The organism is Leclercia sp. LSNIH1 (assembly GCF_002902985.1).
GTDB lineage: Bacteria > Pseudomonadota > Gammaproteobacteria > Enterobacterales > Enterobacteriaceae > Enterobacter.
Genome location: NZ_CP026169.1, coordinates 22267 through 47671, shown reverse-complemented (window position 1 = coordinate 47671; position 25405 = coordinate 22267). Strand labels below are relative to the sequence as shown.

Below are 25405 nucleotides of genomic sequence, written 5' to 3'. Positions count from 1 at the left end.
TAAAAATGGGCGAACTTATTGATTTTGCGGAAAGGCAAAAAAGCAGAAGGAAGAAAAAGGCATCTTCCATTCCGCCCATTTTTAGAAAATTTCGTGTCCATGCGATCAGGTTACTCGCCAGCATCATCAAATCCGGCTCTTATTCAGTTGCTTATATTGTTAAGAAAATTACAGGAAAGTTAATCAAGTTTTACACAATTTTAACGATTTTCGTTTTTGTTGTCGAATATATTGCAGGCGATATAGGTTACAAATCTATTTATAACGCAGCGTTATTATTAATATTGCTTACCGTTATCAACATTCTGGCGAGTGTATATCTGAACAAACTGTTAAGGACAAAACAATGAAGAAACTCTTAATACCTCTGATAGCAGCTGGTAGTCTGCTTTATATTCCTGCCAGCCATGCTGAAGATCCCTGCAAAGTTATTATGTGCATGGCGGGCAAGCTCACCGGCGATAGCGGCGGAAGCGAGTGTAACAGTGCTGAAGCTGCTTTCTTCAATATCGTTAAAAAGAACAAGCACGGCTTTTTACCCAACCACACGAAGGATGCCAGGAAGGCTTTTCTTAATGAATGCCCGGATAATGGCGAAGGTGGAAGTAACCAGTCGATGATAAGCCAGATCATAAGTAAATACGGGAAAGTTCGCTTATAGGCGAACTAGGAATAATCTCAATTTAAGGAGCCAACGTGAAAAAAATAATATTAAGTGCATTAGCCTGTACAGCTCTCTTAACTGGTTGCGTCAGCCAGGATAAAGGTAATGCGATGCAGAGCCAGCTGAATAACCAGCAACGCCAGATTAACGAATTATCCGTTCGTTTGCAGTCTGCGGAGTCCCGGCTATCAAAGCAGGAAGAAAAGCTGCGCAACGAACTGCTGCAATCCAGCGGCTATTGCTATCTGAATGGCGCCCGCTACTCGACCGGCACCGTACTTTACGGGCGGATTTGCCAGAATCAGTCAGGCAGCGCTTCGTGGCAGGTATACAGCCGTCGCTAAACACCAGGGCGGTTTAACCGCCCTTTTCTTTACCCTCAGAAAGCCCACTATGACCATGATCCCCTTCCCCACTACAGAAAACCTTATTCTATGGGCTTGCAGCGCCATCGCACTGCTTGCCGTTGTATTCTTCCGGCGTTCAGTACGGCACAGGCGACACAAAAGGAAGCAGCAAAGTGCGCGGCGGGTGCTGGAGCGCATAAAGACGTTGCCGGGCTTCCCACAAAAAATTGACTACCTGAGGAAAATTGATCCTTTTGTGTTTGAAGAACTGTTGCTGGAAGGATTTGAAGCGCATGGCTTCAGAACCATCAGAAACAAACGCTATACCGGCGATGGAGGCATTGACGGCCAGGTAATAATAGGAAAATATCGCTATCTTATTCAGGCTAAACGCTATCGCGGCCATATTGCTTTACAGCACGTACAGGAGTTCGAGAAGTTGCTTAAACGTCATAACTGTCGCGGTCTGTTTTGCCATACCGGGAAAACCGGCGCAGGTTCAAAATCTGTCAGTATTGCCAGTGAACGGATGGAGATTATCAGCGGCCAGCGCCTGATAGATTTGCTCACGCCCGGCAGCTCCTTCACTATCGCAACCGCCCCGCAGACGATGATGAAGCGTACCGCAGCAACACTAGAAACGAGCACCATTGTTAAAGATGCCGGTAAAGAAAATCGATACCATGAGAGTTAATTAAATGAAGTCAGTAACTATAGAAGCAAAAACATTTGCTGAAATGTTAGGAATAACAGAAGGTGAGTTAATCTTTGCCATTAAGAAAACTGGCACATTCAAAAACAAGACCATCCCACAACCTCATGAGCCACATAAATCAAATAATAGATTTTTATATTCAGACGTAATGAGGTTTATAGAATCACTAAAAGACAAAGAGAACCGGTAATGACTCCAACTTACTGATAGTGTTTTATGTTCAGATAATGCCCGATGACCTTGTCATGCAGCTCCACCGATTTTGAGAACGACAGTGACTTCCGTCCCAGCCTTGCCAGATGTTGTCTCAGATTCAGGTTATGTCGCTCAATGCGCTGAGTGTAACGCTTGCTGATAACGTGCAGCTTTCCCTTCAGGCGGGGTTCATACAGCGGCCAGCCATCCGTCATCCATACCACGACCTCAAAGGCCGACAGCAGGCCCAGAAGACGCTCCAGCGTGGCCAACGTGCGTTACCTAACAATAAACCTGTTTAAATATCCAGATAAAAACATTCAATCTGGGTCAAATGAGTGATACAGTTTCACCCATAAGACCCAATGGAGGCAATATGTCTGAATTTGAATTACTGGCGCAGGATCTGCTTGAGAAAGCAGAAGCGGAAGAACAACTGCGACAGGAAAATGATAAAAAGCTGCTCGGGCAGGTGCTGGAAATCTATGACCAGAAGTACGTGGCTGAACTGCTTAGAAAAGTTGGTAAAAATGAGTGGAGTCGCGAGACTCTTAATCGCTGGATTAATGGTAAGTGCTCACCTAAGACGCTGACGTTAGCCGAAGAGGAACTTCTACGAAAAATGCTTCCGGAAGCGCCTGCACATCACCCTGACTATGCCTTCCGGTTTATTGACCTGTTTGCTGGGATTGGAGGTATACGGAAGGGCTTCGAAACCATCGGTGGCCAGTGCGTTTTTACCAGTGAATGGAATAAAGAGGCTGTGCGCACATATAAAGCTAACTGGTTTAACGATGCTCAGGAACACACTTTCAATCTCGATATTCGTGAAGTCACGCTCAGTGATAAACCTGAAGTACCTGAAAACGATGCCTATGCTTACATTAATGAGCATGTGCCGGATCATGATGTACTTCTAGCAGGTTTCCCCTGTCAACCGTTTAGCCTTGCGGGCGTAAGCAAGAAAAACTCGCTCGGGCGCGCGCATGGTTTCGAATGTGAGGCTCAGGGAACGCTTTTCTTCGATGTGGCGCGTATTATCCGCGCAAAAAAACCTGCCATCTTTGTTCTTGAAAACGTTAAAAACCTGAAGAGCCATGACAAGGGTAAAACCTTTAAAGTCATCATGGATACCCTCGACGAACTGGGCTATGAAGTTGCGGATGCAGCTGAGATGGGCAAAAACGATCCTAAAGTTATCGACGGAAAGCACTTTTTACCTCAGCACCGAGAACGTATCGTTTTGGTCGGTTTCCGCCGTGATCTGAACATTCACCAGGGCTTTACCCTGCGCGATATTAGTCGTTTTTATCCGGAACAGCGTCCGTCATTTGGCGAACTGCTGGAACCCGTGGTTGACAGCAAATATATACTGACGCCGAAACTCTGGGAGTATCTCTATAACTACGCCAAAAAGCACGCAGCTAAGGGTAACGGATTCGGTTTTGGCCTCGTTAATCCTGAAAATAAAGAAAGCATTGCCCGTACGCTTTCTGCTCGCTATCACAAAGACGGGTCTGAAATTCTGATAGACCGTGGCTGGGATATGGCCACAGGTGAAACAGACTTCGCGAACGAAGAAAATCAGGCGCATCGGCCCCGCAGGCTGACTCCGCGAGAGTGCGCGCGCCTTATGGGTTTTGAAAAAGTAGATGGCAGGCCTTTTCGCATTCCTGTGTCAGACACTCAGTCGTACAGGCAGTTCGGTAACTCCGTAGTGGTGCCCGTGTTTGAAGCCGTAGCCAAACTGCTTGAACCTTATATCCTGAAAGCGGTTAATGCCGATTCGTGCAAGGTTGAACGAATCTGATCGCTCCTCCCGGTATTTATGCCGGGAGATAATCTATGGAATATCTGCGTAAAGCCCTGTCAGCTCAGCAATAAACGCACCTAGCGTCATTAGCTCAGCTCTCACCGCCTCCGGGTATTTTTTGTGCAGAGATGATGGCACGACCAATCTGACACCCGACTCCCGCATCTCCCGATATTGAGCCAGAGAAACTCCCTCCTGGAGTGTAAACAGATGCACCTGATGAATTTTATCGGCCTCATTCAGTATCTGACGCCAGCGATCCTTACAGGTAGTCTTGACTGCCAGCATGCGCAGATTTTCTACGGGAAACTCAGTATCGTGGTAAGCCCCTGCGGAAGGGAAAAGGAAATCGGGTTTTTTATTACCTTCTGTGATGGCCTGCGTCGCAAAGTGTCGCAGGCCGTGCTCAATGAATAGATGCTCCAGGTGCAGTTCCAGCGACTTCCCGGCTCTGGATTTACGGCGATTGCTGACAGAATTGGCCAGCGCAATAAATTCATCCACAGAGCCAAATCCTTTCCGGATGATATCCAGAACATGCAGTTCCTCAACCAATAGAAATATGTCGTACTCCACGCGCCGGCGGTCAAGAAGTTGCTCATCCGGATCAAGGGAATTTTTCACATAATGGCTGGCTGCATACTGAATAATTTCACTTCCCGACGGAAAGCGCAGGTGCCAGTCTTCAGGTAGAATATATTTATGATTTACTGGCGCTTGCTGTAGAGATAGTCCGCCTAGAATCTGTCCTGCGGGGCCGGATATAAGCGCTCCGGGTATAACTTCACCAATAGCGGTCTCAATGACGTCCTCTTCATCAGTGCTGGCGCATACCCAAATATTTACTTCCTTACAGTCCCCCCCTTGCTCATCAAGCTTGAAAGCCAGGAGCGTCAGAGCCCCTGTATTTTCAGGATCCTGAAGTGGGCTGCCTCTACCCCAGCGGGTAATCCTTTTTTCATTCCGGGTTTTACCAAAATGACGGCTGTTATAATAAATTGCCCTGGCTTCGCTGTCAGGGCAATCATGCGATGACACATGTGCGGTGAGAAAAACCGAAGGGTTCAGTTCACGGGTATGGTTGATAGACGGAAAGAGTTTTTCAACGATACCTGAAGGGATATAAAGCCCTACCTGGTGACCACCTGTTGCGCCGGTATCGTTGGCGGAAAGGCGTTTGATGTAGACGAAGTAATTCTCACATGCGATCTCAAGTAGCCAGTTGTGGAAAACCGACATAAGCATCCCCTGTTACCCTGAAACTCTACTCACCATTTTTTCATGATTATATACAAACAGTGTCATTTTCAGAAGACGACTGCACCAGTTGATTGGGCGTAATGGCTGTTGTGCAGCCAGCTCCTGACAGTTCAATATCAGAAGTGATCTGCACCAATCTCGACTATGCTCAATACTCGTGTGCACCAAAGCGAGGTGAGCATGGCGACGGAGGCTCTGTTGCAAAGATTGGCGGCAGTCAGAGGTAGGCTGTCGCTCTGCGCCGATCAGGCGGCTGCTGCGAAATGGTGGTTGAGCATGCCCATGGCCTCCGTCAGCGCCGAGGGCCCAATGCCAAAAGCTCTCTCCACAAGGCGCACCTCGCCCCTGATGCCGGGCTGCAGGCACCAGGGGCGAGCCTGTCCTTTGCGCAGGGCTCGCATGACTTCGAATCCCTTGATCGTGGCATAGGCCGTGGGGATCGATTTGAAACCGCGCACCGGCTTGATCAGTATCTTGAGCTTTCCGTGATCGGCCTCGATCACGTTATTGAGATACTTCACCTGCCGGTGGGCCGTCTCCCGGTCCAGCTTTCCTTCGCGCTTCAATTCGGTGATCGCTGCACCATAGCTCGGCGCTTTGTCGGTATTGAGCGTGGCAGGCTTTTCCCAGTGCTTCAGGCCTCGCAGGGCCTTGCCCAGGAACCGCTTCGCTGCCTTGGCGCTGCGGGTCGGCGACAGGTAGAAATCGATCGTGTCGCCCCGCTTGTCGACTGCCCGGTACAGGTAGGTCCACTTGCCCCGCACCTTGACGTAGGTTTCATCCAGGCGCCAGCTCGGATCAAAGCCACGCCGCCAGAACCAGCGCAGCCGCTTCTCCATCTCCGGGGCGTAGCACTGGACCCAGCGATAGATCGTCGTATGGTCGACCGAAATGCCGCGTTCCGCCAGCATTTCCTCAAGGTCGCGATAGCTGATCGGATAGCGACAATACCAGCGCACCGCCCACAGGATCACATCACCCTGGAAATGGCGCCACTTGAAATCCGTCATCGTTCCGTCCGTCCAATCTCCGCCAAGCATGCTCAAGCTTCACGATTTTTGCAACAGAGCCCACACGAGTATTGAGCATAGTCGAGATTGGTGCAGATCACTTCTGATATTGAACTGTCAGGAGCTGGCTGCACAACAGCCATTACGCCCAATCAACTGGTGCAGTCGTCTTCTGAAAATGACAATCGTGCCACCGGCTCCAGGTCTTATCGAACAGCTCAGACACATGGTCCAAATGCTGGTCGATCCGTTCGGCCAGTTTTTCGATGGCCTCTTGCTTGAGCTTGTCACTTTCCCTGAACTCGATGTTCAAGGCCCTGGCCACCTGGTTGAGGTTCCGGCCGATAGCTCCAAGCTGCCGGCACGATTCCCGTACGGTGTTCACTTCTTCATCAGTGAGGACCGGCATCCGGTTCAACGACCGCAGTCATTTCTGTACCTAAACAGTCCTGCGAATATGTGAGTTTTGACCTAATGAGCCACAAAAACTCATTTTCGCCCACGATAATTTTTCTACTTCCTTTCTTTGGAATGCTCATTTCAATATTCACATAACGTCGCTATCAATCGCGGAAAAGGCGTAGTGCGCGAAGCGAACGAAGCTTTTTGCCGTCGATTGCATAGCTTTGTTAACCCTTTTTCCAAATTTGATAGCAATAGTTAATGTTTGAAGTAAAGTGTTGCTCAAAAACAACTTCGAAGGTATTTGGAATACTCGGGAAGAAAACATCCCCCTCTGGCTCGATGTCGATCGTCGATAAGTGGAGCGTAGAGGCCATGGGTAATGTTTCTCGGTAAATTTCTCCGCCACCAGACACTATAACGTGACCGGTGAATTCAGCTAGCCTGTCCATGGCCTCTTCGATTGACTGAAATACAACTACATTGTCATCATTTGATGTCCAACCTGAGCGGGTAACGACCGCGTATTTCCTATTGGGGAGTGCGCCCATAGATTCAAACGTCTTGCGACCCACCAGAAGCCACTGATTGTAGGTCAATGCTTTAAAAAGTAGCTGCTCCCCTTTCGCGGACCAGGGTATGTCTGGACCGCAACCAATCACGCCGTTTTTCGCTTTCGCAGCCATCAATGATACTTTCAAGGTTCTCATCCTGGGTTAACTTTGTTTTAGGGCGACTGCCCTGCTGCGTAACATCGTTGCTGCTCCATAACATCAAACATCGACCCACGGCGTAACGCGCTTGCTGCTTGGATGCCCGAGGCATAGACTGTACAAAAAAACAGTCATAACAAGCCATGAAAACCGCCACTGCGCCGTTACCACCGCTGCGTTCGGTCAAGGTTCTGGACCAGTTGCGTGAGCGCATACGCTACTTGCATTACAGTTTACGAACCGAACAGGCTTATGTCCACTGGGTTCGTGCCTTCATCCGTTTCCACGGTGTGCGTCACCCGGCAACCTTGGGCAGCAGCGAAGTCGAGGCATTTCTGTCCTGGCTGGCGAACGAGCGCAAGGTTTCGGTCTCCACGCATCGTCAGGCATTGGCGGCCTTGCTGTTCTTCTACGGCAAGGTGCTGTGCACGGATCTGCCCTGGCTTCAGGAGATCGGAAGACCTCGGCCGTCGCGGCGCTTGCCGGTGGTGCTGACCCCGGATGAAGTGGTTCGCATCCTCGGTTTTCTGGAAGGCGAGCATCGTTTGTTCGCCCAGCTTCTGTATGGAACGGGCATGCGGATCAGTGAGGGTTTGCAACTGCGGGTCAAGGATCTGGATTTCGATCACGGCACGATCATCGTGCGGGAGGGCAAGGGCTCCAAGGATCGGGCCTTGATGTTACCCGAGAGCTTGGCACCCAGCCTGCGCGAGCAGCTGTCGCGTGCACGGGCATGGTGGCTGAAGGACCAGGCCGAGGGCCGCAGCGGCGTTGCGCTTCCCGACGCCCTTGAGCGGAAGTATCCGCGCGCCGGGCATTCCTGGCCGTGGTTCTGGGTTTTTGCGCAGCACACGCATTCGACCGATCCACGGAGCGGTGTCGTGCGTCGCCATCACATGTATGACCAGACCTTTCAGCGCGCCTTCAAACGTGCCGTAGAACAAGCAGGCATCACGAAGCCCGCCACACCGCACACCCTCCGCCACTCGTTCGCGACGGCCTTGCTCCGCAGCGGTTACGACATTCGAACCGTGCAGGATCTGCTCGGCCATTCCGACGTCTCTACGACGATGATTTACACGCATGTGCTGAAAGTTGGCGGTGCCGGAGTGCGCTCACCGCTTGATGCGCTGCCGCCCCTCACTAGTGAGAGGTAGGGCAGCGCAAGTCAATCCTGGCGGATTCACTACCCCTGCGCGAAGGCCATCGGTGCCGCATCGAACGGCCGGTTGCGGAAAGTCCTCCCTGCGTCCGCTGATGGCCGGCAGCAGCCCGTCGTTGCCTGATGGATCCAACCCCTCCGCTGCTATAGTGCAGTCGGCTTCTGACGTTCAGTGCAGCCGTCTTCTGAAAACGACAAACAGCCAGAAAGGCTGTTACAGGCGATTTGATCTGCAACCTATTGGTTAAATTAATGTATCAAAAACGATGGTTTTTGTGACAGTCTTGAAAAGTCCTGACTTCTCCCGAAAAATGACTCCCCTCATGTAACAAAACTCGTTACTGTATCAACATAACAATAACCCCATAACTAATTAGCGAGAAAAGAATGAAAATCGGCTATGCACGTAAATCTACGCATCTTCAGGATGTGGCGCACCAGGTTGACGAACTAACAAAAGCTGGATGTGAGCAAATCTATCAGGATCAGACCTCACGTAGCGGCCCAAAGCGCGACAAAAAAGGTGCGCCGGAACTGGAGAACTGCCTGAAAGCATTGCGCGAGGGAGATACCCTAGTAGTTTGGGCACTAGATCGGCTCGGCGGTTCATTGGGTCAAGTCATTACTTTACTCGACGACCTGAAGAAACGCGGAATAACTTTCATAGCCATCAAGGACAGAATAGACACAAATGCGCCAGTTATAGGGGAAATCTATACTCATCTGATGGCGATATTCTCTAGCTTTGAACGCAACCGCAATATTGAAAGAACGCGCTCAGGCCTTGCAGCTGCACGCGCAAGGGGCCGTGTGGGAGGGAGAAAACCGTCACTTTCTGAAGAAGATGTTAAACAAATTAGAATCTTACTTGCTGATCCTGAAATGACAGTTGGTGCAGTTGCTAAGCGCTTCAACGTTTCTCGCATGACTATTTATCGCTACACCACAAAATCATGAATGACCGCAGCATGGCGGTTTTATTTTCTTATGCCGTCAGGGCATGGAAGGCGACCACGCCGGAGTTAAACGGGCACCGGCCGCAAATCGCCGGAAACCGCAATGCTGAACGTATCGCCCGACCCAGCCCCCTCCCTGCAAAGCCCTAATCCCGCTCACCGCCACACAGCTGCCGTATGTCCCCCACGGGGGTGCGCAGTGGGCGCCGCGCGCCTGCGCGCGGGAACGGCGGCCCGCCTTCGGGTCGCGGCGCCGTACTGCGAGTTAGCGGCCGCACGCGGCCGGTTACGGGGGACACTACGCCATACGACCAGCGACCCGCTGAGCTGCACAATCCACGGATAACACAAGCTACATACATGTCGATATGGGAATCCGCCCATCTTGCCGGGCGCCGCTGTCGTGTGGAAATCCGCCCACCTTACCGGGCGCCGGTGCCGTGTGGGAATCCACCCACCTTGCCGGGCGCCGGTGCTGTGTGGAAATCCGCCCACCTTGCCGGGCGCCGGTGCCGTGTGGGAATCCGCCCACCTTGCCGGGTGCCGGTGCCGTGTGGAAATCCGCCCACCTTGCCGGGCGCCGGTGCCGTGTGGGAATCCGCCCACCTTGCCGGGCGCCGGTGCTGTGTGGGAATCCGCCCACCTTGCCGGGCGCCGGTGCTGTGTGGGAATCCGCCCACCTTGCCGGGCGCCGGTGCCGTGTGGGAATCCGCCCACCTTGCCGGGCGCCGGTGCCGTGTGGGAATCCCCCCACCTTGCCGGGCGCCGGTGCCGTGTGGAAATCCGCCCACCTTGCCGGGCGCCGGTGCTGTGTGGAAATCCGCCCACCCTTTCCGGGCGCCGGTGCCGTGTGGGAATCCGCCCACCTTGCCGGGCGCCGGTGCTGTGTGGAAATCCGCCCACCCTTTCCGGGCGCCGGAGCCGTGTGGGAATCCGCCCACCTTGCCGGGCGCCGGTGCCGTGTGGGAATCCGCCCACCTTGCCGGGCGCCGGTGCTGTGTGGAAATCCGCCCACCCTTTCCGGGCGCCGGAGCCGTGTGGAAATCCGCCCACCTTGCCGGGCGCCGGTGCCGTGTGGGAATCCGCCCACCTTGCCGGGCGCCGGTGCTGTGTGGGAATCCGCCCACCTTGCCGGGCGCCGGTGCTGTGTGGGAATCCGCCCACCTTGCCGGGCGCCGGTGCCGTGTGGGAATCCGCCCACCTTGCCGGGCGCCGGTGCCGTGTGGGAATCCCCCCACCTTGCCGGGCGCCGGTGCCGTGTGGAAATCCGCCCACCTTGCCGGGCGCCGGTGCTGTGTGGAAATCCGCCCACCCTTTCCGGGCGCCGGTGCCGTGTGGGAATCCGCCCACCTTGCCGGGCGCCGGTGCTGTGTGGAAATCCGCCCACCCTTTCCGGGCGCCGGAGCCGTGTGGGAATCCGCCCACCTTGCCGGGCGCCGGTGCCGTGTGGGAATCCGCCCACCTTGCCGGGCGCCGGTGCTGTGTGGAAATCCGCCCACCCTTTCCGGGCGCCGGAGCCGTGTGGGAATCCGCCCACCTTGCCGGGCGCCGGTGCCGTGTGGGAATCCGCCCACCTTGCCGGGCGCCGGAGCCGTGTGGGAATCCGCCCACCTTGCCGGGCGCCGGTGCCGTGTGGGAATCCGCCCACCTTGCCGGGCGCCGGTGCCGTGTGGAAATCCGCCCACCTTGCCGGGCGCCGGTGCTGTGTGGAAATCCGCCCACCCTTTCCGGGCGCCGGTGCCGTGTGGGAATCCGCCCACCTTGCCGGGCGCCGGTGCTGTGTGGAAATCCGCCCACCCTTTCCGGGCGCCGGAGCCGTGTGGGAATCCGCCCACCTTGCCGGGCGCCGGTGCCGTGTGGGAATCCGCCCACCTTGCCGGGCGCCGGTGCTGTGTGGGAATCCGCCCACCTTGCCGGGCGCCGGTGCCGTGTGGGAATCCGCCCACCTTGCCGGGCGCCGGTGCCGTGTGGAAATCCGCCCACCTTGCCGGGCGCCGGTGCCGTGTGGGAATCCGCCCACCTTGCCGGGCGCCGGTGCCGTGTGGGAATCCGCCCACCTTGCCGGGCGCCGGTGCTGTGTGGGAATCCGCCCACCTTGCCGGGCGCCGGTGCCGTGTGGGAATCCGCCCACCTTGCCGGGCGCCGGTGCTGTGTGGAAATCCGCCCACCCTTTCCGGGCGCCGGAGCCGTGTGGGAATCCGCCCACCTTGCCGGGCGCCGGTGCCGTGTGGGAATCCGCCCACCTTGCCGGGCGCCGGAGCCGTGTGGGAATCCGCCCACCTTGCCGGGCGCCGGTGCCGTGTGGGAATCCGCCCACCTTGCCGGGCGCCGGTGCCGTGTGGGAATCCGCCCACCTTGCCGGGCGCCGGTGCTGTGTGGAAATTCGCCCATCTTCATGACAAAAATTTGTCAAATGACAGGCTCATGTGTGCTGATTTATGTCAGACGGGATTTTGCTTATCAATTATTGAGAACAGAAATTTTCCTGAATCATCAATACTATACTTAGCAAGTAAAGGTGTTTTCTCATTTATCTGCTTGAGTGCAGGATCAAGGAAAGATCGTTTCAACTCTGCCAAGTTCTTCTGTTGGGATTCCGGCAAAAGGAAACGGTCATTTAACCAAGCATGAGTAGTAACCCATAAGCCTGAAGATTTGAATTGAGCAAGACTTTCATAAAGGCGGATCGTCCGTGGATTTCGAAGACTGCCACAATCGCGGAGCGAGTAGGTGGTGAACTGGTTCGTCAGGCCGTAAATGTACCGCAGGAGTTTATGGTTAAATTCGATTTCCCAGATACCACGAGCTGATCGGCTGCCAGCCTCTGTTAGCCAGGGGCGCGCGACGCAGTCAAAACTCCCTTCTTTCGGGTAAAAGATTACCGCAGAACGGCTTAACTCAAACACGCCTTCTTTAACATCCTTGATAGCCTGGTTACGGCTTACCTGAAAAATTTGCTCATAGTCAGCCACCTTTACTTTGAAAGTAGAGTCACCGAGTACAGCCATCTCATCATCATCTTCGCTTACTGAAGCTGTGAAATACGTCTGCATAAGACATAACCAGAGAACGCGCTTTGCTTTTAGCGAGAGGTAGTAAGCAGCTTCGGTAAGCTCGTTAGACTGCTTAACTTTTATCTTTTTGTTCAGCAACTTATCCATGAGCCTTGCCTTTGTGGGTTAAAAATTACTCTCCACACTACCACAAAGTTCAAACAAGTAAATACATTTTTTACAGTTTCGTCTAAGGTGGGCCAATTCCCATAACAAGGTGGGCTAATTCCCATAGTAAGGTGGGGTGTTTCCCATAGATAGGTGGGCCAATTCCCATAACAAGGTGGGCGGATTCCCAGAGATAACACTTATTTATGATTTTAAATCAATGAGTTATATAGCTCTAAAAGACTTTAAAAAGATAAAAAATCTATAAAATACCTTTTAAAAATATGCCTGTGGATATGTGCATATCATCGCTTACCAGCGCCGCTTCGCGGCTCGGTCAACCCCTCAGAACCGCGAAAACAAGTTTCGCAGTTCTTCACGGTTCATGTTTTAATCCAAGCATGGCGCCAGCACCTTCGCGGCACCATCGAGGCCCGCGCTGCTGCCGCACCGGGCCTCACCCTCAAATAAAATAAAGTTTATAAAAATCGTACTTGTATTGACCCCAGTTTATTCTGAGTATATCCTTTCTGTAACCAAAACTACGGAGGCGCCACAGATGGCTCAGAAAAACAGAATTTCAGAAACAGAATGGAAACAGCTGCTGCCGCAAATGGCTTCCTTTGCACACATCACAACAGATATTGGCTATTCCGTGCTTGTCAAAGGTGAGAAATCATCAGACGTAGCCACGCGAGTAGGCCGTTCCAAGCAAAACATTTCCAGCACCGTTAAGCGAATCTGGGATTTGTACCAGAACACCACTCTTAAAGCCGAGAACGGCGAACCATTAAAATTAGTTCAGGTCTGGATACCAGCAAGCCTTGCTGAAACTGTTTTAAAAGAAGCCGCGAAGTACAGCATTAATAACATCACGACCTCGGAAATGGAAAAAAAATAAAGTCCGAAAGGACTTTATTTTAAGACTACTAACGCGGCTTTATTACAGTGCTCGCCACCACAGTAAACCACTATCCCCGGTTTACCCCAGAGATTGATATGACACACCGGGCAGCTGTACTTTTCCCGGTTTGTTTTGTTCACCGGCGCTTCAGGCGGCGGGGTTACAAATCGCATGGCCTCTATGATCTCGTCGTCGAGTTCAACCGGGTCGCGCCCTTCCTCCACCTCCTGTTCGTGTTCGCTATCATCTTCCTCGTCGTCAATATAGCCTTTTCCTGTAGGGCTTAGCACAGCGCCAGGCTTAGGCTGGTAAGGCGGAAACCTGTCCATCCAGGAAAGCCGGAAATGGCCTGTCAGCAGTTCATCACAGGCCATATCGAAAGGGCCACCGGCAATAATATAATGGGTCATGCTCTGGCCCACTTTCCTGCCTCCCGGTTCGCCGGTATCAGAAGGCATTAGTCCTACCCGTTCCATCCGGGCCGCCCACTGTTTGTTGTGATAGCCACGGCGGCCAGGCTCGCCAAAATGGAATTGCCACTGATGAACCATCTCATGCACCAGTGTTGAAAGCGTGGCCTTTATGGTTCTGATCGAGAAATACACCGGATTCATAGCGATCTCGTCTACCGTGTACCCACTCTCACGGCCGACGAAACGCTTAAAGGAACAATAGCCATACGTTCGCTTCTCACGCTGCAACGTTATCAGGCATGGCGGCAGCTCGTTGCTGAATAGCTTCTCATTAAAAAAATCGTAGGCTCTCTGAAGTTCATCGTAGGTTTCGGGCGTAGGCAAATTCACTGTTAACCTCACATATATGTATTGTGCAATACACATAATTTAGCTGATCTTTTATACAGATGAAACGCCTTTTACCGAAAACCGCGAAACCGCGCCGAAACTCGTTTCGGCCGGTTGAGGGGTTGACCGGCCCGCGTGCGGCGCCGGTAATTATTTGATGGTTGCTGTTGGTATCGAGCGCCAGTCTGTCGTGTAATCAGGTGACAACATCTGACGGCGCATGGCAAAGGAGTTATCGATGCCCTGGCCTGCAAAAAACAGCTGGCTCTTGCCACGCCGGTTTATGCCATCGAGAACAGCCATTAACGCCTCGCTGCCAGCTGAAGGCGTAGCAGAGTCGAATAAATCCAGCTGGGCCTCCTTTCCGCTGAAATCGGCCAGCATGATCCCTGCTTTTGCATACGCAATATCTTCCCGCCAGATCCGCGCCAGCGCGGCTTGTGCCGCCTGAATTATCGTGCGGCTGTCCTGGGTTGCCACCGTCAGTTTTTCGGTTGCCTGATTGGCATACTGTGTATCACGCACTGAATAAGGACTGGTGCGGATAAAGACGCTTATGACGCGGCAGTATTGCCGCTCATTACGCAGTTTTTCAGCTGCGCGCGCTGCAAATCCGGTGATCGCCTGCTGCATATCCGCCAGGGCTACTACGCGTTGGCCGAATGAGCGCGATACAACAATCTGCTGCTTCGCCGGAGGGTTTTCTTCCAGGCTGAAGCAAGCCTCGCCGCGTAGCTCCCGTACCGTTCTTTCAAGCACAACACCAAACGTCTTACGGATTAGGCGCGTATCTGCCCTGGCTAAATCCAGCACCGTTTTGATCCCCATTGTGGCGAGTGCTTTCTCTGTACGATGGCCGACGCCCCAGACTTCCGCAACCGGCAGGATGCTCATTAATTTCTTCAGTCTGGCGCCATCGTCCAGAGCAACCACCCCGCCAGTAGCGGGCCATGTTTTTGCAGCGTGGTTACACAGCTTCGCCAGCGTCTTAGTACGGGCAATACCGACCCCGCATACCAGCGTTGTGTGTCGCCTGACTTCCTCGCGCAGTTGGCGCCCGAAAGCGTCAAGGCTCATGGCGGCCGTTATCCCTTTGCAGTCAACAAAAAGCTCGTCGATTGAATACTGTTCGACGTGGCTTGCAAGGGACTCAACTACGGCCGCGAACCGGGCCGACATGGAGGCATAGAGAGTGTAATTAGAGCTAAAAATAGCGATGTTATGACGCTCGATTATGGGTCTGACTTTGAAGTACGGATCGCCCATTTTCAGGCCCGCTTTCTTCGCCAGGTAATTACGGGCCACAATGTTGCCGTCATTGTTGGATAAAACGGCCACTGCTCGGTTTGCCAGATCTGGCCTAAATGCCTGCTCACAGCTGGCGTACATGCCATTGACATCAATCAGCGCAAACATACCGGATGCTCGATAAGGGAATGCGTAACCACTCCCCAGATTTCAACGCTCTCATTATCCGGGTCAATGTAGTACACAGGAAAATCTTTGTTCATCGGCATCAGGCAGGGTCTGGGCCTCAGCAGTAGCCGCTTCACGGTAAATTCATTATGGATGCAGGCGACTACGATTGAGCCGTGGCTGGCCGTCAGCGAGCGATCCACAACCAGTACGTCACCATCATGGATGCGGCCATCTTCCATTGACGAGCCAGAAACCCGCAGGAAGTAAGTTGCTGAAGGGTGACGAACACAATACTCATGCAGGTTTAACTCCTGCTTTTCATAGCCCTGGGCCGGGCTGGGGAACCCCGCAGAAATTCTTTGCAGATAAAAAGGGATGCTGTGTACCCGGCTGGCGCCGGAGCTTTCAAAAATATCGACCTTCATAGCGATCTTCCAAATCACTGTTTACTTATACAGTATCGCTGTTATGGTCAGGTTGGCAAGTTTTACAGGTACTCTACTATATGTAGTGCTGCTTCAGCTGCCAACGAACGCTATATATAGTGTTTGTTGGCTTTCTGCTTTCTCAGTGTCCCCTGTAACCGGCCGCGTGGCGGCGGGCTAGCAGGGAGGGGGGTGGCCTGTCGCTCCGGTCAGTCCCGCAGTTTCCGGCGATTTGCCCCCGGTGTCCGGTGGAGTCCGGCGAGGTCGCCTTCCATGCTCTGACGGGCATAAAATTAGGTAAATATAATCCGTACTTGTATTGACTTTAACGCCCCATTGTACGATAATTAAAAAGTGGCAGGTGATGTGCCTGCCGCTTAACCATCGCCGGTATCGGCTTAAAGAGGAAGTATCATGGAAACTATCGAAATCACCGCCCGCTACATTTCTGAAAACGCCCGCATGAACTTCATGCCTGCGGCATTTCGTGGCGCTTTCTTCAGCGCAGATCACTTCATTCAGTCCTTTCTGAATCGTTACGCTAAAGACTACCAGGGAGGGTATTGGGAATACCTTCAGGCCAGCAATGGCGCGTTTTTTATGGAAGCGCCCCAACCTCTTTGGCTCTCGTTACCTAACTATTTTGAAGGTGAATGCAGCGCGCGCGAAGTAGGGATTATTGTTTGTCTGTATGCCTACAGTTACTTTTGCGGGCTGGCATATGAAGAAGGCAAAGCCGAACTGAACGAAACGATGGCTAACCGGTATCACCTGTTGCGGGAGTACGTTAATACGCTGGAGAACGAAAGCCAGAATCGTATTTATCGTGCCATTGATTAACTGATAACCAGGCGGGCAAAGCCCGCCTTATCGTGACTGTCACGCTCAGGGGAAACTATGTTAGCGACACTTCAACACCCTACCGCCTGGCAATTGCCAGATCGGTTAATGCTTTTGGAACTGTTAATGTTCGATTACCGTAATTCCGATCAGGAGCGCTACGGCCAGCAAATCTATCACCACTATCGTAAACAGGGTAATCATCGCTGGGATACTTCTGTTCATCAGGATAGCGGCGGCCAATACGCGATTATTTTCCGGCACTCCTTCAGCAAAAAACAGGCTGATGGCGTTAAGCGAACGATGATCCGCGATGAAACCGTTATACGGGCAGGTACGGCGCAGGAGCTGACAGAAGCGACATTTCCCGACTTCCAGGATAGCGATATTCTGAAGGCGTCGGATTTCTTTAAGTCGCTTATCCAGCGCAAAGCGGCAGACGTAACACAAACCGATATTTGAGGATCAGCGATGCTGAACAAAACCGAAAACAACACCAACATTAGTAGTATCAACCCCTGTTCTACAGAGAGCCTAATAGCCGTGACGGGAAATGATGGAGAGACGCATATCATTCAGCGTGAGTTAATATCCCACTCTGTTGAAGGGCATGAAGCCACAATCATTCACCTTGTAACCGGGAAGTCGATAAGGGTTTCTTTGTCATCTGAAATTCTGGCAAAAAAACTAGGCATTACCGTGTCTGAATAACGGGTTTTGTTGCTTTGTTATAAGGTTTTATCCGTGTGTGGCAGAGTTCTAAAAAGGGAAACGTGAGAGATTATGAATACGATTAGCATAACGGAAATCGTGTTGAGTGTGCTTCTTGCGGGCGCTTTGGGGCCGGTTTTATTACGTCGAAAAAAAGGTCTGCTGTTACTGTTGTTGATTCTGGTCTGCACGATACTTTTGCTTCATGGTGTCACTACGATTTACTGATGTGGTCGAAAATCTTTAAAAGCGAACCCCCGGACGTCACCCCTCCGGGGCCGTTCTGCTGTGCTGCGCATCGAGCCGCTACGCGTCTCGCCCCGCTCACGCGGGCAGCTGCCACTGACGCCTCCGGCCTGCGGCCTCCGCGCTCCGCTTGGCAACCCCTTCCCCTGCTGCCGCTCATTTCCCCTTCAGCCTCCTATCATGATTCGTCTCCTGCATTATCCGTGGATTGTGCAGCTCAGTGGGGCGCTGGCCGTGACGGTGCGGTGTCCCCCGTAACCGGCCGCGCGGCGGCCGCTAACTCGCAGTACGGCGCCGCGACCCGCAGGCGGGCCGCCGTACCCGCGCGCAGGCGCGCGGCGCCCACTGCGCACCCCCGTGGGGGACGTGCGGCAGCTGCGTGGCGGCGGGCTGGGTTATGGCTTAGCAGGAAGGGGGGTTGGCCTGTTGCTCCGGTCAGTCCCGCAGTTTCCGGCGATTTGCGGCCGGTGTCCGGTGGAGTCCGGCGCGGTCGCCTTCCATGCCCTGACGGGCATAAAAACATGTAAATAAATTCCGTACTTGTATTGACTTTAAAGGCGTAATCACCGATAATTAAATCATCGGGAGGCAACACCGCCACCCGAAAAATTGCCGGTATCGGCGCTTACAGGAGTCGTCATGCACTTTACTAACTTCCTTCAGCGTTACTTCGATATAGAGATTGAACATACCTTTGACCCTACCATTCAGGGCAGCAACGAAACGGGTAAAGACGTCACTAAAATCTGGATCTATGAGAAGGGCGAGGATAGCGAACCGCTGCTTACTCTGACAGAAGCATGGTGGTATACCGAGACAAAAACGGCTGGTAACTGGCTTATCGGCAACGTGTATTCAACGCTTGAGCATGGGCGTGAAATTCATGAAAGCGAATTTCGTAAACTGGTAACAGCTGGCAAGGTGATATCAGCATGAGTAAGGGGAATAAAATGCTTATTAATCGGATAGCGGTTATCGGGCTTGCAGTTGTCGCAGCCGCTACGCAGGCAGGTGTGCCGCCGGTTAAGTTTTTTTACCGGGATACAGTCCCGGTAAGCATTACGCTGGACGAACCCGCAACGGGTTGCAGCATGGCCGGTGTGATTGTTCATCCAGTGGATCGGCCAGCGGCAAAAGTGGCGTGGTTTAGCGAGCGGATTTGCGGTAAAAAACGTTACCCGGTTAGCTTTATCAGTGATGAAATTAGCGCCCCGCATAACGTGATCCATAAAGGGGAAAAGTTTCACGTTACCCCGGCTCAGGTCAATCTCCTGGACGCGCAAAACCTCTAATTAAATCATCGGGTGGCAATACCGCCGCCCGAACAATCGCCGGTATCGGCAACCATCAAGGAGTTCACATGTATCACTATCTCGTTTTTGTCCCTCTCGCATTAATTTTTAGCGCCGCTGCGCTTGCCCTGCCCTGGTTTATCGTTCGTGCGGGATACAGGGATCTGGTGCAGATCACCTGCGCCTGCGTCTCTGTTCTGGGCCTGTGTGCGGCGACAGGGGTTTTCAGCTACTTCGATAATAAGCCGCTTGCGTTTCTGTACGGTTGCGGCGCGCTGGCGTGCTTTTTGTACGCGGTAGACTGCGCGATACCGTTGTATATGACGCGTAAAAAGCCACGTAAGCAGCTGTAAGAAAAAAGGCGGGTAATCCCCGCCTTTTTTATTGAGGCTGTCAGAAAGCGATTCAGGCACTCTATGAACGCTTTGCAAGATATAAAATTTTGTATGCACATTCAGTACTTATATTGACTTTGAGGACATAATCACCGATAATTAAATCATCGGGAGGCAACACCGTCGCCCGCAAAATTGCCGGTATCGGCGCGCAAAGGAGTACATCATGGATTACCAGACCCGCTTAAATTCTGATATAACCAAAGAGATTGATTATCTGGCATCACTGCGTAAACAACGCATGGTGGCGGATCTGCGCACAGAGCTGGTTTACGGCTCCCTGGAGCGTCTGGCAGATATGATCTGCAACACCGTCACTGACTGGTCGCTTCCCTGCCCTGTTCTGCCGCTTTCTTCCGTACAGCAATGGCACAAAGCCCGCGAAATCGTCCTGGCAGATTATGAGGACTTCGGCCACGATGCCTGGGACTTTGCCCGCCACTATATGAAAACAGAGCTTAGCTTCGGTTATGCCTGCTACAAAGACGATATTGCCTGATGATTAACAACATGGGGGGCTAACGCCCCCCTGATAAACTGACCCTTTTAATGGCCTTACCGCCGATTTCAGATGGAACGAGAGATAAACAGCGGCAGACTCCGGGCGTTACCCCTTCGGGGCCGCTCTGCTGTGCTGCGCATCGAGCCGGTTCCCGTCTCGCCCCGCTTACGCGGGCAGCGGCCGCTAACGCCTCCGGCCTTCGGCCTCCGCGCTCCGCTTGGCCTCCGGGCTTCGCCCTCCGCGCTGGCGCTTGGCGGCTGGCGTCAGCCGCCAGCCAGGTTCGCCGGTATCTCAGCTGCCCGGTCATAAAGCCGTTCCGTTGGCGTGGGTCGTTCCGCCTATGACCGCAGTGAAACCGGGCGCGGCAGGTTGTCAACAGACGCTTCGCTCAAGCTGTTGACAACCTGCCTTATTCGCCCGGTTACAGTGCGGCCGTCGGAAACGACACCCCGCCAACTTCTCTACAGGTGCTATATGACCTCTACCATCCTCGAAAACCTACCGCAAATCATCACCTCGCTGGCCGCTCTGATTACGGCCGTAACCGGCCTAATCAAAGTGCTACGCGACAAAGACAAGTAACAGCCATCGGGGCGGCTGTGCCGCCCCTTTGCAGCTGCTTGCCGGTGATCTCTCCAGTTTATGTTCTGACATTGTGCTAAATCCTGATGCCACACAGGGCGTTACCCCTTCGGGGCCGCTCTGCTGTGCTGCGCATCGAGCCGGTTCCCGTCTCGCCCCGCTTACGCGGGCAGCGGCCGCTAACGCCTCCGGCCTTCGGCCTCCGCGCTCCGCTTGGCAGGCCACACCCTGCGCCGGACTCGCCCGGCCGCAAGCGGCCGCCCCGCCCCTTCGGGGTGCCAACGCCCTTCAGGCGTCGGCATCCTTTGCCAGTGCGCTATTGTGTTATCCGTGGATTGTGCAGCTCAGCGGGGCGCTGGCCGTGACGGTGCGGTGTCCCCCGTAACCGGCCGCGCGGCGGCCGCTAACTCGCAGTACGGCGCCGCGACCCGCAGGCGGGCCGCCGTACCCGCGCGCAGGCGCGCGGCGCCCACTGCGCACCCCCGTGGGGGACGTGCGGCAGCTGCGTGGCGGCGGGCTGGGTTATGGCTTAGCAGGAAGGGGGGTTGGCCTGTTGCTCCGGTCAGTCCCGCAGTTTCCGGCGATTTGCGGCCGGTGTCCGGTGGAGTCCGGCGCGGTCGCCTTCCATGCCCTGACGGGCATAAAAACATGTAAATAAATTCCGTACTTGTATTGACTTTAAAGGCGTAATCACCGATAATTAAATCATCGGGAGGCAATACCGCCGCCCGAAAAATTGCCGGTATCGGCGCTTTAAGGAGTACACCATGACTGATATTACGACCCCTTCTGTTTATGTTGGCACTTACCATAAATACAACTGCGGAAGCATTGCGGGAGCCTGGCTCGATCTGACCGATTTTGATAGCTCAGAGGAGTTTTACGAGCGCTGCCGCGAGTTACACGCAAATGAGGCTGATCCAGAATTTATGTTCCAGGATTGGGAGGGTATTCCGTCTGATATGGCGTCAGAGTGCCATATCAACTGGGATTTTATTAACGGCTTTAAACAAGCCCGCGAGGAAGGAAACGAAGCGGCGTTTGTGGCCTTTGTTGATCTGTTTAATAGCACTGATTTCGACCTGTTTAGAGATGCCTATATGGGCGAAGCTAAGGACGAAGAAACTTTTGCAGAGGAATACCTGAATGATAGCGGTCTACTGAATGAAATTCCTGAATCCGTAGCCCGATATTTTGACATCGTAGCCTATGCGCGGGATCTGTTTATTGGGGATTTCAGTTTACATGACGGACACGTATTTAACATGACTTGCTGAAACCTAGTCCCCCGCCACGCGGGGGATATTAAACACCGCTCTAATTAATCGCCGGTATCGGCAAACAGCCATCTGGGCGGCTGCGCCGCCCCTTTGCTGCTGCTTGCCGGTGATCTCTCCAGCTCATGTTCTGCCATTGCGCTAAATCCTGATGCCACACAGGGCGTTACCCCTTCGGGGCCGCTCTGCTGTGCTGCGCATCGAGCCGGTTCCCGTCTCGCCCCGCCCCTTCGGGGTGCCAACGCCCTTCAGGCGTCGGCATCCTTTGCCAGTGCGCTATTGTGTTATCCGTGGATTGTGCAGCTCAGCGGGGCGCTGGCCGTGACGGTGCGGTGTCCCCCGTAACCGGCCGCGCGGCGGCCGCTAACTCGCAGTACGGCGCCGCGACCCGCAGGCGGGCCGCTGTACCCGCGCGCAGGCGCGCGGCGCCCACTGCGCACCCCCGTGGGGGACGTGCGGCAGCTGCGTGGCGGCGGGCTGGGTTATGGCTTAGCAGGAAGGGGGGTTGGCCTGTTGCTCCGGTCAGTCCCGCAGTTTCCGGCGATTTGCGGCCGGTGTCCGGTGGAGTCCGGCGCGGTCGCCTTCCATGCCCTGACGGGCATAAAAACATGTAAATAAATTCCGTACTTGTATTGACTTTAAAGGCGTAATCACCGATAATTAAATCATCGGGAGGCAATACCGCCACCCGAAAAATTGCCGGTATCGGATCACTAAGGAGTAAGCATGACCACTGTTACCACCCCTTCCCAGCTGAAAAAAGAAGTCGAATCTCAGAAAGAATTATTGCTGCGCGCCTGCCTCGAAGCGTTCAACCAGCTGCCTAATCAGCGCCTGCAAGGCGCTTTCACATCGACGTATGCACTGGCGGCAAAATTAGACCAGCTGCTGCAACAAACTAAATAGCACTGACGACCCGGCCAAGCCGGGTCTTTAACAGAAAGATCGAGGACAAACGACATGACCACACAAACCCTTGAGCAGACTCTTGAAGATTTTCGTCGCCAGTGTGAGAGTTTTGCGCGCGAACAGCAGCCCCGCTGCGGCCTGATTTATGAACTGTATCAGCGCCGCCTGAGCGCGGTTATTGACGGCTATCTTGCTGGCGTTCCGGCCGAGTATCGGGAAGAACTGATCGCGGTAGCGCGGCGTGAATTTGACTATCTGACCCAAGACGAGATCGCGGAAGAAATCCGGCAGGATCGGGAAAACGATTATTGCAGCCACGGTATTGAGCGTAATTGTTGCCCGCTGGGCTGCGGAGATCTAGACGATTACTGAGCCGCCGAAAGAAAAAAACCCGGATTGACCGGGCTTTTTTCTTTCCGCTGCGCGGCCGTTTCAGTTATTACTCCGCGCTGCTTTTGGCAATTTCTGTATAGCACAATACACTACACATTAAGCTCGTTTGCTTCGACGGCTAGCCAGCAGTTAAAGGTTTCGCTCTGCCGTTCGCCGCCGCAACCTCCCTCCGCTTTCAGCTTTCCGCAAGCCTGGCATTTCCCCAGCTGCGCCTTTTGCTCCTGCCACTGTTGCCAGTTTCGGATCAGCAGCAGTTGGAAAAACTCATTCGTGGAATAGGCTGTTCGTCCTGGACGACGAACCCGGCAAAGCTCCTGTAACATTGCTTCTTCCTGTTTTGTTAGCGTGACTGTCACGCTAGCGCCTTCCTCTTTGAGTCGCGCGCGGCGCCGGGCCTGGCGAATACGGGCTTGTTCACGCTGTCGGTCATTCATATTTTTCCTCCACGTGACTGTCACGTTGAATTAAACCGGGCATTACCCCTGCGGGGCCGTTCTGCCGTGCTGCGCATCGAGCCGCTACGCGTCTCGCCCCTTCGGGCGGCGGCCACTAATGCCTCCGGCCTGCGGCCTCCGCGCTTCGCTTGAAAAAAAACCGGGACATGCCCGGTTTACATTATCTCAGTAGAATTATGGCTATCGCGGCACCCACGGCGGCGCCCACAATAGTGCAGCCAGCTGTAATAAAAAGGATCTGACGGGTTAACGTCTCAGCTCTGGACGCCTGCGCGCGGCGGAACTTCGTCAGAAATTCCTCACGCGCCTTAGCATCATCACTAATTGCCAGGCTAATTGAACGCTGGTTTTCTACTAAAGTCCGTTTAAGAGAGTCTGCCGTCTCTCCTAAACTTTCGGTGTCTTTTGCCAGCTTTTCCGAAAGCGCAGAAAGTATCTCAGTCATTTCTTTCTGACTTGCGGTGATTTCCTTCGCGTCACCTAAAAACCAATCCATCAGAACTTCAAATTTATCTGGCTGCTTTTCCATTTTATTCTCCCATTAAAGCCGCATATGCTTTATCGAGATTAGCTTTAACAGGAATTGCCTGTTTCATGTAGGTATAACGGCGGGCCAGTTTTTTGCGCTCGTCAGCATCCGTTGTTTGTTTAGCGCGGGCTTTAAATTCTTCTGGATCTTCAGCGGTCAATGCTTCGAATGAGATACGGTGATACGCGAGATATTCGAAAACTTCACTGTTATAAATAACAGATTTCTTGCTGATTTTGCCAACTTTCGTTCGTTTGACAAATTCAAATACCGGCGCCAGTACATCCTCTACTTCACTATCTGGACTAATGCGGTTTGGAACAAAGATGATTTTATCGCTGCTTACACCTGCCTTACTTAACGTATGTGCTGTTTTCAGGCTTTCATCAATGGCCTTATTATCAGGCGTAACCGGGATTACATACTTATCAAATTCATTCGCGCCACTGTCAAAGCGGGACATTGCCATCAGGAACGCTTCTACGTTTGACGCACCAATATCAATAATCCCGGCATCTTCAAAAACAATATCTTCAATCAACCGTGAAAAGTCATCACCTTTAAAAATGGAAACATTCTCAATCCCCAGATCGGAAGCAGACTGGTTGATAGTTTCAACCGCATAGAATTTTGCTCCAGTCAGACGCGGGGCTAACAGGTAGGATGAAATTAAGGTTTTACCAACGCTGCCACTGTAATTAATTACCGCTACTTTCATAAATCACCTCAGAATTTTTTATTGAACATCTTAGGGTCGAAATCTTCACTGATTTTATTGAAGAACTCTTTATCAATAATGCCGGGACTTTCTTTTTTTTCACTTCCTTGCGGTTCAGGCTCAGGCGGCGTTTGTGTATTGTGCAATACACTTTCCTCTGCACCTTTCTCGCTACCTCCTTTTTGTGTATTGTGCAATACACTATCATCATTGTTCGGCATCCTTTCATGTGTATTGTGCATTCCATTTTTCCGGATTTGCCGCGCTCTATATAGGGACGTATCAAAGCTACGAACGTTCACACCTTCCAGGCCGAAGCGTTCAGAAACTGCCTTATAAATTTCCTCCCTGGAAACTCCCAGTGACAGCATTTCTTCTATTTCCGGCAACATCAACTGAAGTGCCGCCCTGATACTTTTGGGCTTCATAGTACCCTCATTTAGAATGATGTAATTTTGATGTAATTTTGATGTACTTTTGATGTACTTTTGTTGTACTGGCTACCTCATGACCAAAGAATGATGTAATTTTGTTGTACTGTCAACCTTCAAGTGATGTAATTTTGATGTAATTTTGATGTACTTTTGTTGTACTGGTATTCATGCAA

The 25405-nt window shown here is 53.0% G+C and carries 30 protein-coding genes and 4 pseudogenes; 20 read left to right on the top strand and 14 right to left on the bottom strand.

The features are described 5' to 3' along the window. The first annotated feature begins 5 nt into the window (after positions 1-5). From C2U54_RS24360 to C2U54_RS24340, 5 genes are read left to right on the top strand one after another with little or no spacing between them, the layout of a single operon-like run. Entirely contained in the window at positions 6-350 is a 345-nt protein-coding gene (locus tag C2U54_RS24360; RefSeq protein WP_001749964.1) for a hypothetical protein, read from the top strand. After that, positions 347-661, top strand: coding sequence for a TrbM/KikA/MpfK family conjugal transfer protein (locus C2U54_RS24355; protein WP_001749965.1), 315 nt, complete (start codon positions 347-349; stop codon positions 659-661). Before C2U54_RS24360 ends, C2U54_RS24355 begins: the two co-directional genes overlap by 4 nt. Before the next feature lie 35 nt (positions 662-696). Continuing rightward, positions 697-1008 (top strand): hypothetical protein, encoded by a 312-nt coding sequence (locus tag C2U54_RS24350; RefSeq protein WP_001452736.1) that lies wholly within the window; start codon positions 697-699, stop codon positions 1006-1008. Between the two features lie 55 nt (positions 1009-1063). Continuing rightward, positions 1064-1705, top strand: coding sequence for a restriction endonuclease (locus C2U54_RS24345; RefSeq protein WP_024181859.1), 642 nt, complete (start codon positions 1064-1066; stop codon positions 1703-1705). Positions 1706-1709: 4 nt separating this feature from the next. Further along, a complete protein-coding gene (locus C2U54_RS24340) occupies positions 1710-1916 on the top strand; it encodes a hypothetical protein (protein ID WP_001749967.1) in 207 nt (68 codons plus the stop codon). A gap of 10 nt (positions 1917-1926) precedes the next feature. Here the strand turns inward: C2U54_RS24340 and C2U54_RS24335 are convergent. Next, positions 1927-2199 (bottom strand): annotated as a pseudogene (locus C2U54_RS24335) (IS1 family transposase); the annotation flags it as partial. A gap of 98 nt (positions 2200-2297) precedes the next feature. On the opposite strand from C2U54_RS24335, the gene C2U54_RS24330 reads away from it, so the two are divergent. Then, positions 2298-3731: a DNA cytosine methyltransferase gene (locus C2U54_RS24330; RefSeq protein ID WP_001288432.1), complete on the top strand. Its 1434-nt coding sequence runs from the start codon at positions 2298-2300 to the stop codon at positions 3729-3731. 33 nt (positions 3732-3764) lie between these two features. Here C2U54_RS24330 and C2U54_RS24325 read toward each other — a convergent pair whose 3' ends face one another. Further along, the gene (locus tag C2U54_RS24325; protein ID WP_001749969.1) at positions 3765-4973 is read right to left on the bottom strand and encodes a type II site-specific deoxyribonuclease; all 1209 of its coding nucleotides are present in this window, start codon (positions 4971-4973) and stop codon (positions 3765-3767) included. 61 nt (positions 4974-5034) lie between these two features. Here C2U54_RS24325 and C2U54_RS27545 point away from each other — a divergent pair. Further along, positions 5035-5100 (top strand): annotated as a pseudogene (locus tag C2U54_RS27545) (EAL domain-containing protein); the annotation flags it as partial. Positions 5101-5239: 139 nt separating this feature from the next. On the opposite strand, the gene C2U54_RS24310 reads toward C2U54_RS27545, so the two are convergent. The 4 genes and pseudogenes from C2U54_RS24310 to dfrA14 all read right to left on the bottom strand — a co-directional run bounded on the left by C2U54_RS24310 (position 5240) and on the right by dfrA14 (position 7107). Further along, positions 5240-6004 (bottom strand): IS6-like element IS6100 family transposase, encoded by a 765-nt coding sequence (locus C2U54_RS24310; protein WP_001389365.1) that lies wholly within the window; start codon positions 6002-6004, stop codon positions 5240-5242. A gap of 117 nt (positions 6005-6121) precedes the next feature. Continuing rightward, positions 6122-6196, bottom strand: a pseudogene (locus C2U54_RS27845) (EAL domain-containing protein); the annotation flags it as partial. Between the two features lie 103 nt (positions 6197-6299). After that, positions 6300-6413 (bottom strand): annotated as a pseudogene (gene mobC / locus C2U54_RS27840) (plasmid mobilization relaxosome protein MobC); the annotation flags it as partial. A 220-nt stretch (positions 6414-6633) separates the two neighbouring features. After that, entirely contained in the window at positions 6634-7107 is a 474-nt protein-coding gene (gene dfrA14 / locus C2U54_RS24295; protein ID WP_004201280.1) for a trimethoprim-resistant dihydrofolate reductase DfrA14, read from the bottom strand. A 155-nt stretch (positions 7108-7262) separates the two neighbouring features. Between dfrA14 and intI1 the strand changes: the two genes are divergently transcribed. Next, entirely contained in the window at positions 7263-8276 is a 1014-nt protein-coding gene (intI1, locus tag C2U54_RS24290; RefSeq protein ID WP_000845048.1) for a class 1 integron integrase IntI1, read from the top strand. Positions 8277-8668: 392 nt separating this feature from the next. Then, positions 8669-9238 (top strand): recombinase family protein, encoded by a 570-nt coding sequence (locus tag C2U54_RS24280; RefSeq protein WP_001749988.1) that lies wholly within the window; start codon positions 8669-8671, stop codon positions 9236-9238. Positions 9239-11678: 2440 nt separating this feature from the next. Here the strand turns inward: C2U54_RS24280 and C2U54_RS24270 are convergent. Next, on the bottom strand, positions 11679-12398 hold the full coding sequence (locus tag C2U54_RS24270; protein WP_001749982.1) for a replication initiation protein: 720 nt from the start codon (positions 12396-12398) through the stop codon (positions 11679-11681). Between the two features lie 559 nt (positions 12399-12957). Here C2U54_RS24270 and ardK point away from each other — a divergent pair. After that, entirely contained in the window at positions 12958-13299 is a 342-nt protein-coding gene (gene ardK, locus C2U54_RS24265; protein WP_000057569.1) for an antirestriction protein ArdAB regulator ArdK, read from the top strand. 14 nt (positions 13300-13313) lie between these two features. Here the strand turns inward: ardK and C2U54_RS24260 are convergent, their stop codons facing one another. The 3 genes from C2U54_RS24260 to mucA form a co-directional block, all read right to left on the bottom strand. Continuing rightward, on the bottom strand, positions 13314-14105 hold the full coding sequence (locus C2U54_RS24260) for a SprT-like domain-containing protein (protein ID WP_001452808.1): 792 nt from the start codon (positions 14103-14105) through the stop codon (positions 13314-13316). A 150-nt stretch (positions 14106-14255) separates the two neighbouring features. Beyond that, positions 14256-15521, bottom strand: coding sequence for a translesion error-prone DNA polymerase V subunit MucB (gene mucB / locus C2U54_RS24255; protein ID WP_001749980.1), 1266 nt, complete (start codon positions 15519-15521; stop codon positions 14256-14258). Beyond that, entirely contained in the window at positions 15509-15949 is a 441-nt protein-coding gene (gene mucA, locus C2U54_RS24250; RefSeq protein ID WP_000861760.1) for a translesion error-prone DNA polymerase V autoproteolytic subunit MucA, read from the bottom strand. Before mucA ends, mucB begins: the two co-directional genes overlap by 13 nt. 414 nt (positions 15950-16363) lie before the next feature. Between mucA and ardB the strand changes: the two genes are divergently transcribed. The 10 genes from ardB to ccgAII all read left to right on the top strand — a co-directional run bounded on the left by ardB (position 16364) and on the right by ccgAII (position 23075). Continuing rightward, positions 16364-16789 carry an antirestriction protein ArdB gene (gene ardB, locus C2U54_RS24240; protein ID WP_000447669.1) on the top strand — a complete coding sequence of 142 codons (426 nt, stop codon included), beginning with the start codon at positions 16364-16366 and terminating at the stop codon, positions 16787-16789. Between the two features lie 57 nt (positions 16790-16846). After that, the gene (ardR, locus tag C2U54_RS24235) at positions 16847-17251 is read left to right on the top strand and encodes an antirestriction protein ArdAB regulator ArdR (RefSeq protein WP_000881513.1); all 405 of its coding nucleotides are present in this window, start codon (positions 16847-16849) and stop codon (positions 17249-17251) included. 9 nt (positions 17252-17260) lie between these two features. After that, positions 17261-17500, top strand: a complete 240-nt coding sequence (locus C2U54_RS24230; protein ID WP_000932975.1) for a hypothetical protein — start codon at positions 17261-17263, stop codon at positions 17498-17500. 885 nt (positions 17501-18385) lie between these two features. Continuing rightward, complete coding sequence (gene ccgD, locus C2U54_RS24225; RefSeq protein ID WP_000545925.1) at positions 18386-18682, top strand: protein CcgD; 297 nt, start codon at positions 18386-18388, stop codon at positions 18680-18682. A 14-nt stretch (positions 18683-18696) separates the two neighbouring features. Next, positions 18697-19038 carry a hypothetical protein gene (locus tag C2U54_RS24220; RefSeq protein WP_015344948.1) on the top strand — a complete coding sequence of 114 codons (342 nt, stop codon included), beginning with the start codon at positions 18697-18699 and terminating at the stop codon, positions 19036-19038. Between the two features lie 68 nt (positions 19039-19106). Beyond that, the gene (gene ccgC, locus C2U54_RS24215; protein WP_001750002.1) at positions 19107-19391 is read left to right on the top strand and encodes a protein CcgC; all 285 of its coding nucleotides are present in this window, start codon (positions 19107-19109) and stop codon (positions 19389-19391) included. 208 nt (positions 19392-19599) lie between these two features. Next, the gene (locus C2U54_RS24210; RefSeq protein ID WP_012561126.1) at positions 19600-19932 is read left to right on the top strand and encodes a hypothetical protein; all 333 of its coding nucleotides are present in this window, start codon (positions 19600-19602) and stop codon (positions 19930-19932) included. A 1352-nt stretch (positions 19933-21284) separates the two neighbouring features. Continuing rightward, positions 21285-21794, top strand: coding sequence for an antirestriction protein ArdA (locus C2U54_RS24205; protein WP_000129958.1), 510 nt, complete (start codon positions 21285-21287; stop codon positions 21792-21794). A gap of 726 nt (positions 21795-22520) precedes the next feature. Next, positions 22521-22700, top strand: a complete 180-nt coding sequence (ccgAI, locus tag C2U54_RS24200; protein ID WP_000214483.1) for a protein CcgAI — start codon at positions 22521-22523, stop codon at positions 22698-22700. 54 nt (positions 22701-22754) lie between these two features. Continuing rightward, positions 22755-23075, top strand: coding sequence for a protein CcgAII (gene ccgAII, locus C2U54_RS24195; protein WP_001749971.1), 321 nt, complete (start codon positions 22755-22757; stop codon positions 23073-23075). A gap of 110 nt (positions 23076-23185) precedes the next feature. Here ccgAII and C2U54_RS24190 read toward each other — a convergent pair whose 3' ends face one another. The 4 genes from C2U54_RS24190 to stbA form a co-directional block, all read right to left on the bottom strand. Then, positions 23186-23530, bottom strand: a complete 345-nt coding sequence (locus C2U54_RS24190) for a hypothetical protein (protein WP_000999874.1) — start codon at positions 23528-23530, stop codon at positions 23186-23188. 181 nt (positions 23531-23711) lie between these two features. Beyond that, positions 23712-24080: a plasmid stabilization protein StbC gene (gene stbC, locus C2U54_RS24185; protein WP_000414913.1), complete on the bottom strand. Its 369-nt coding sequence runs from the start codon at positions 24078-24080 to the stop codon at positions 23712-23714. Between the two features lies 1 nt (position 24081). Further along, positions 24082-24798, bottom strand: a complete 717-nt coding sequence (gene stbB, locus C2U54_RS24180; RefSeq protein WP_001749973.1) for a StbB family protein — start codon at positions 24796-24798, stop codon at positions 24082-24084. A gap of 8 nt (positions 24799-24806) precedes the next feature. Beyond that, positions 24807-25226 (bottom strand): plasmid stabilization protein StbA, encoded by a 420-nt coding sequence (gene stbA / locus C2U54_RS27835; protein WP_001749974.1) that lies wholly within the window; start codon positions 25224-25226, stop codon positions 24807-24809. Between the last annotated feature and the right edge of the window lie 179 nt (positions 25227-25405).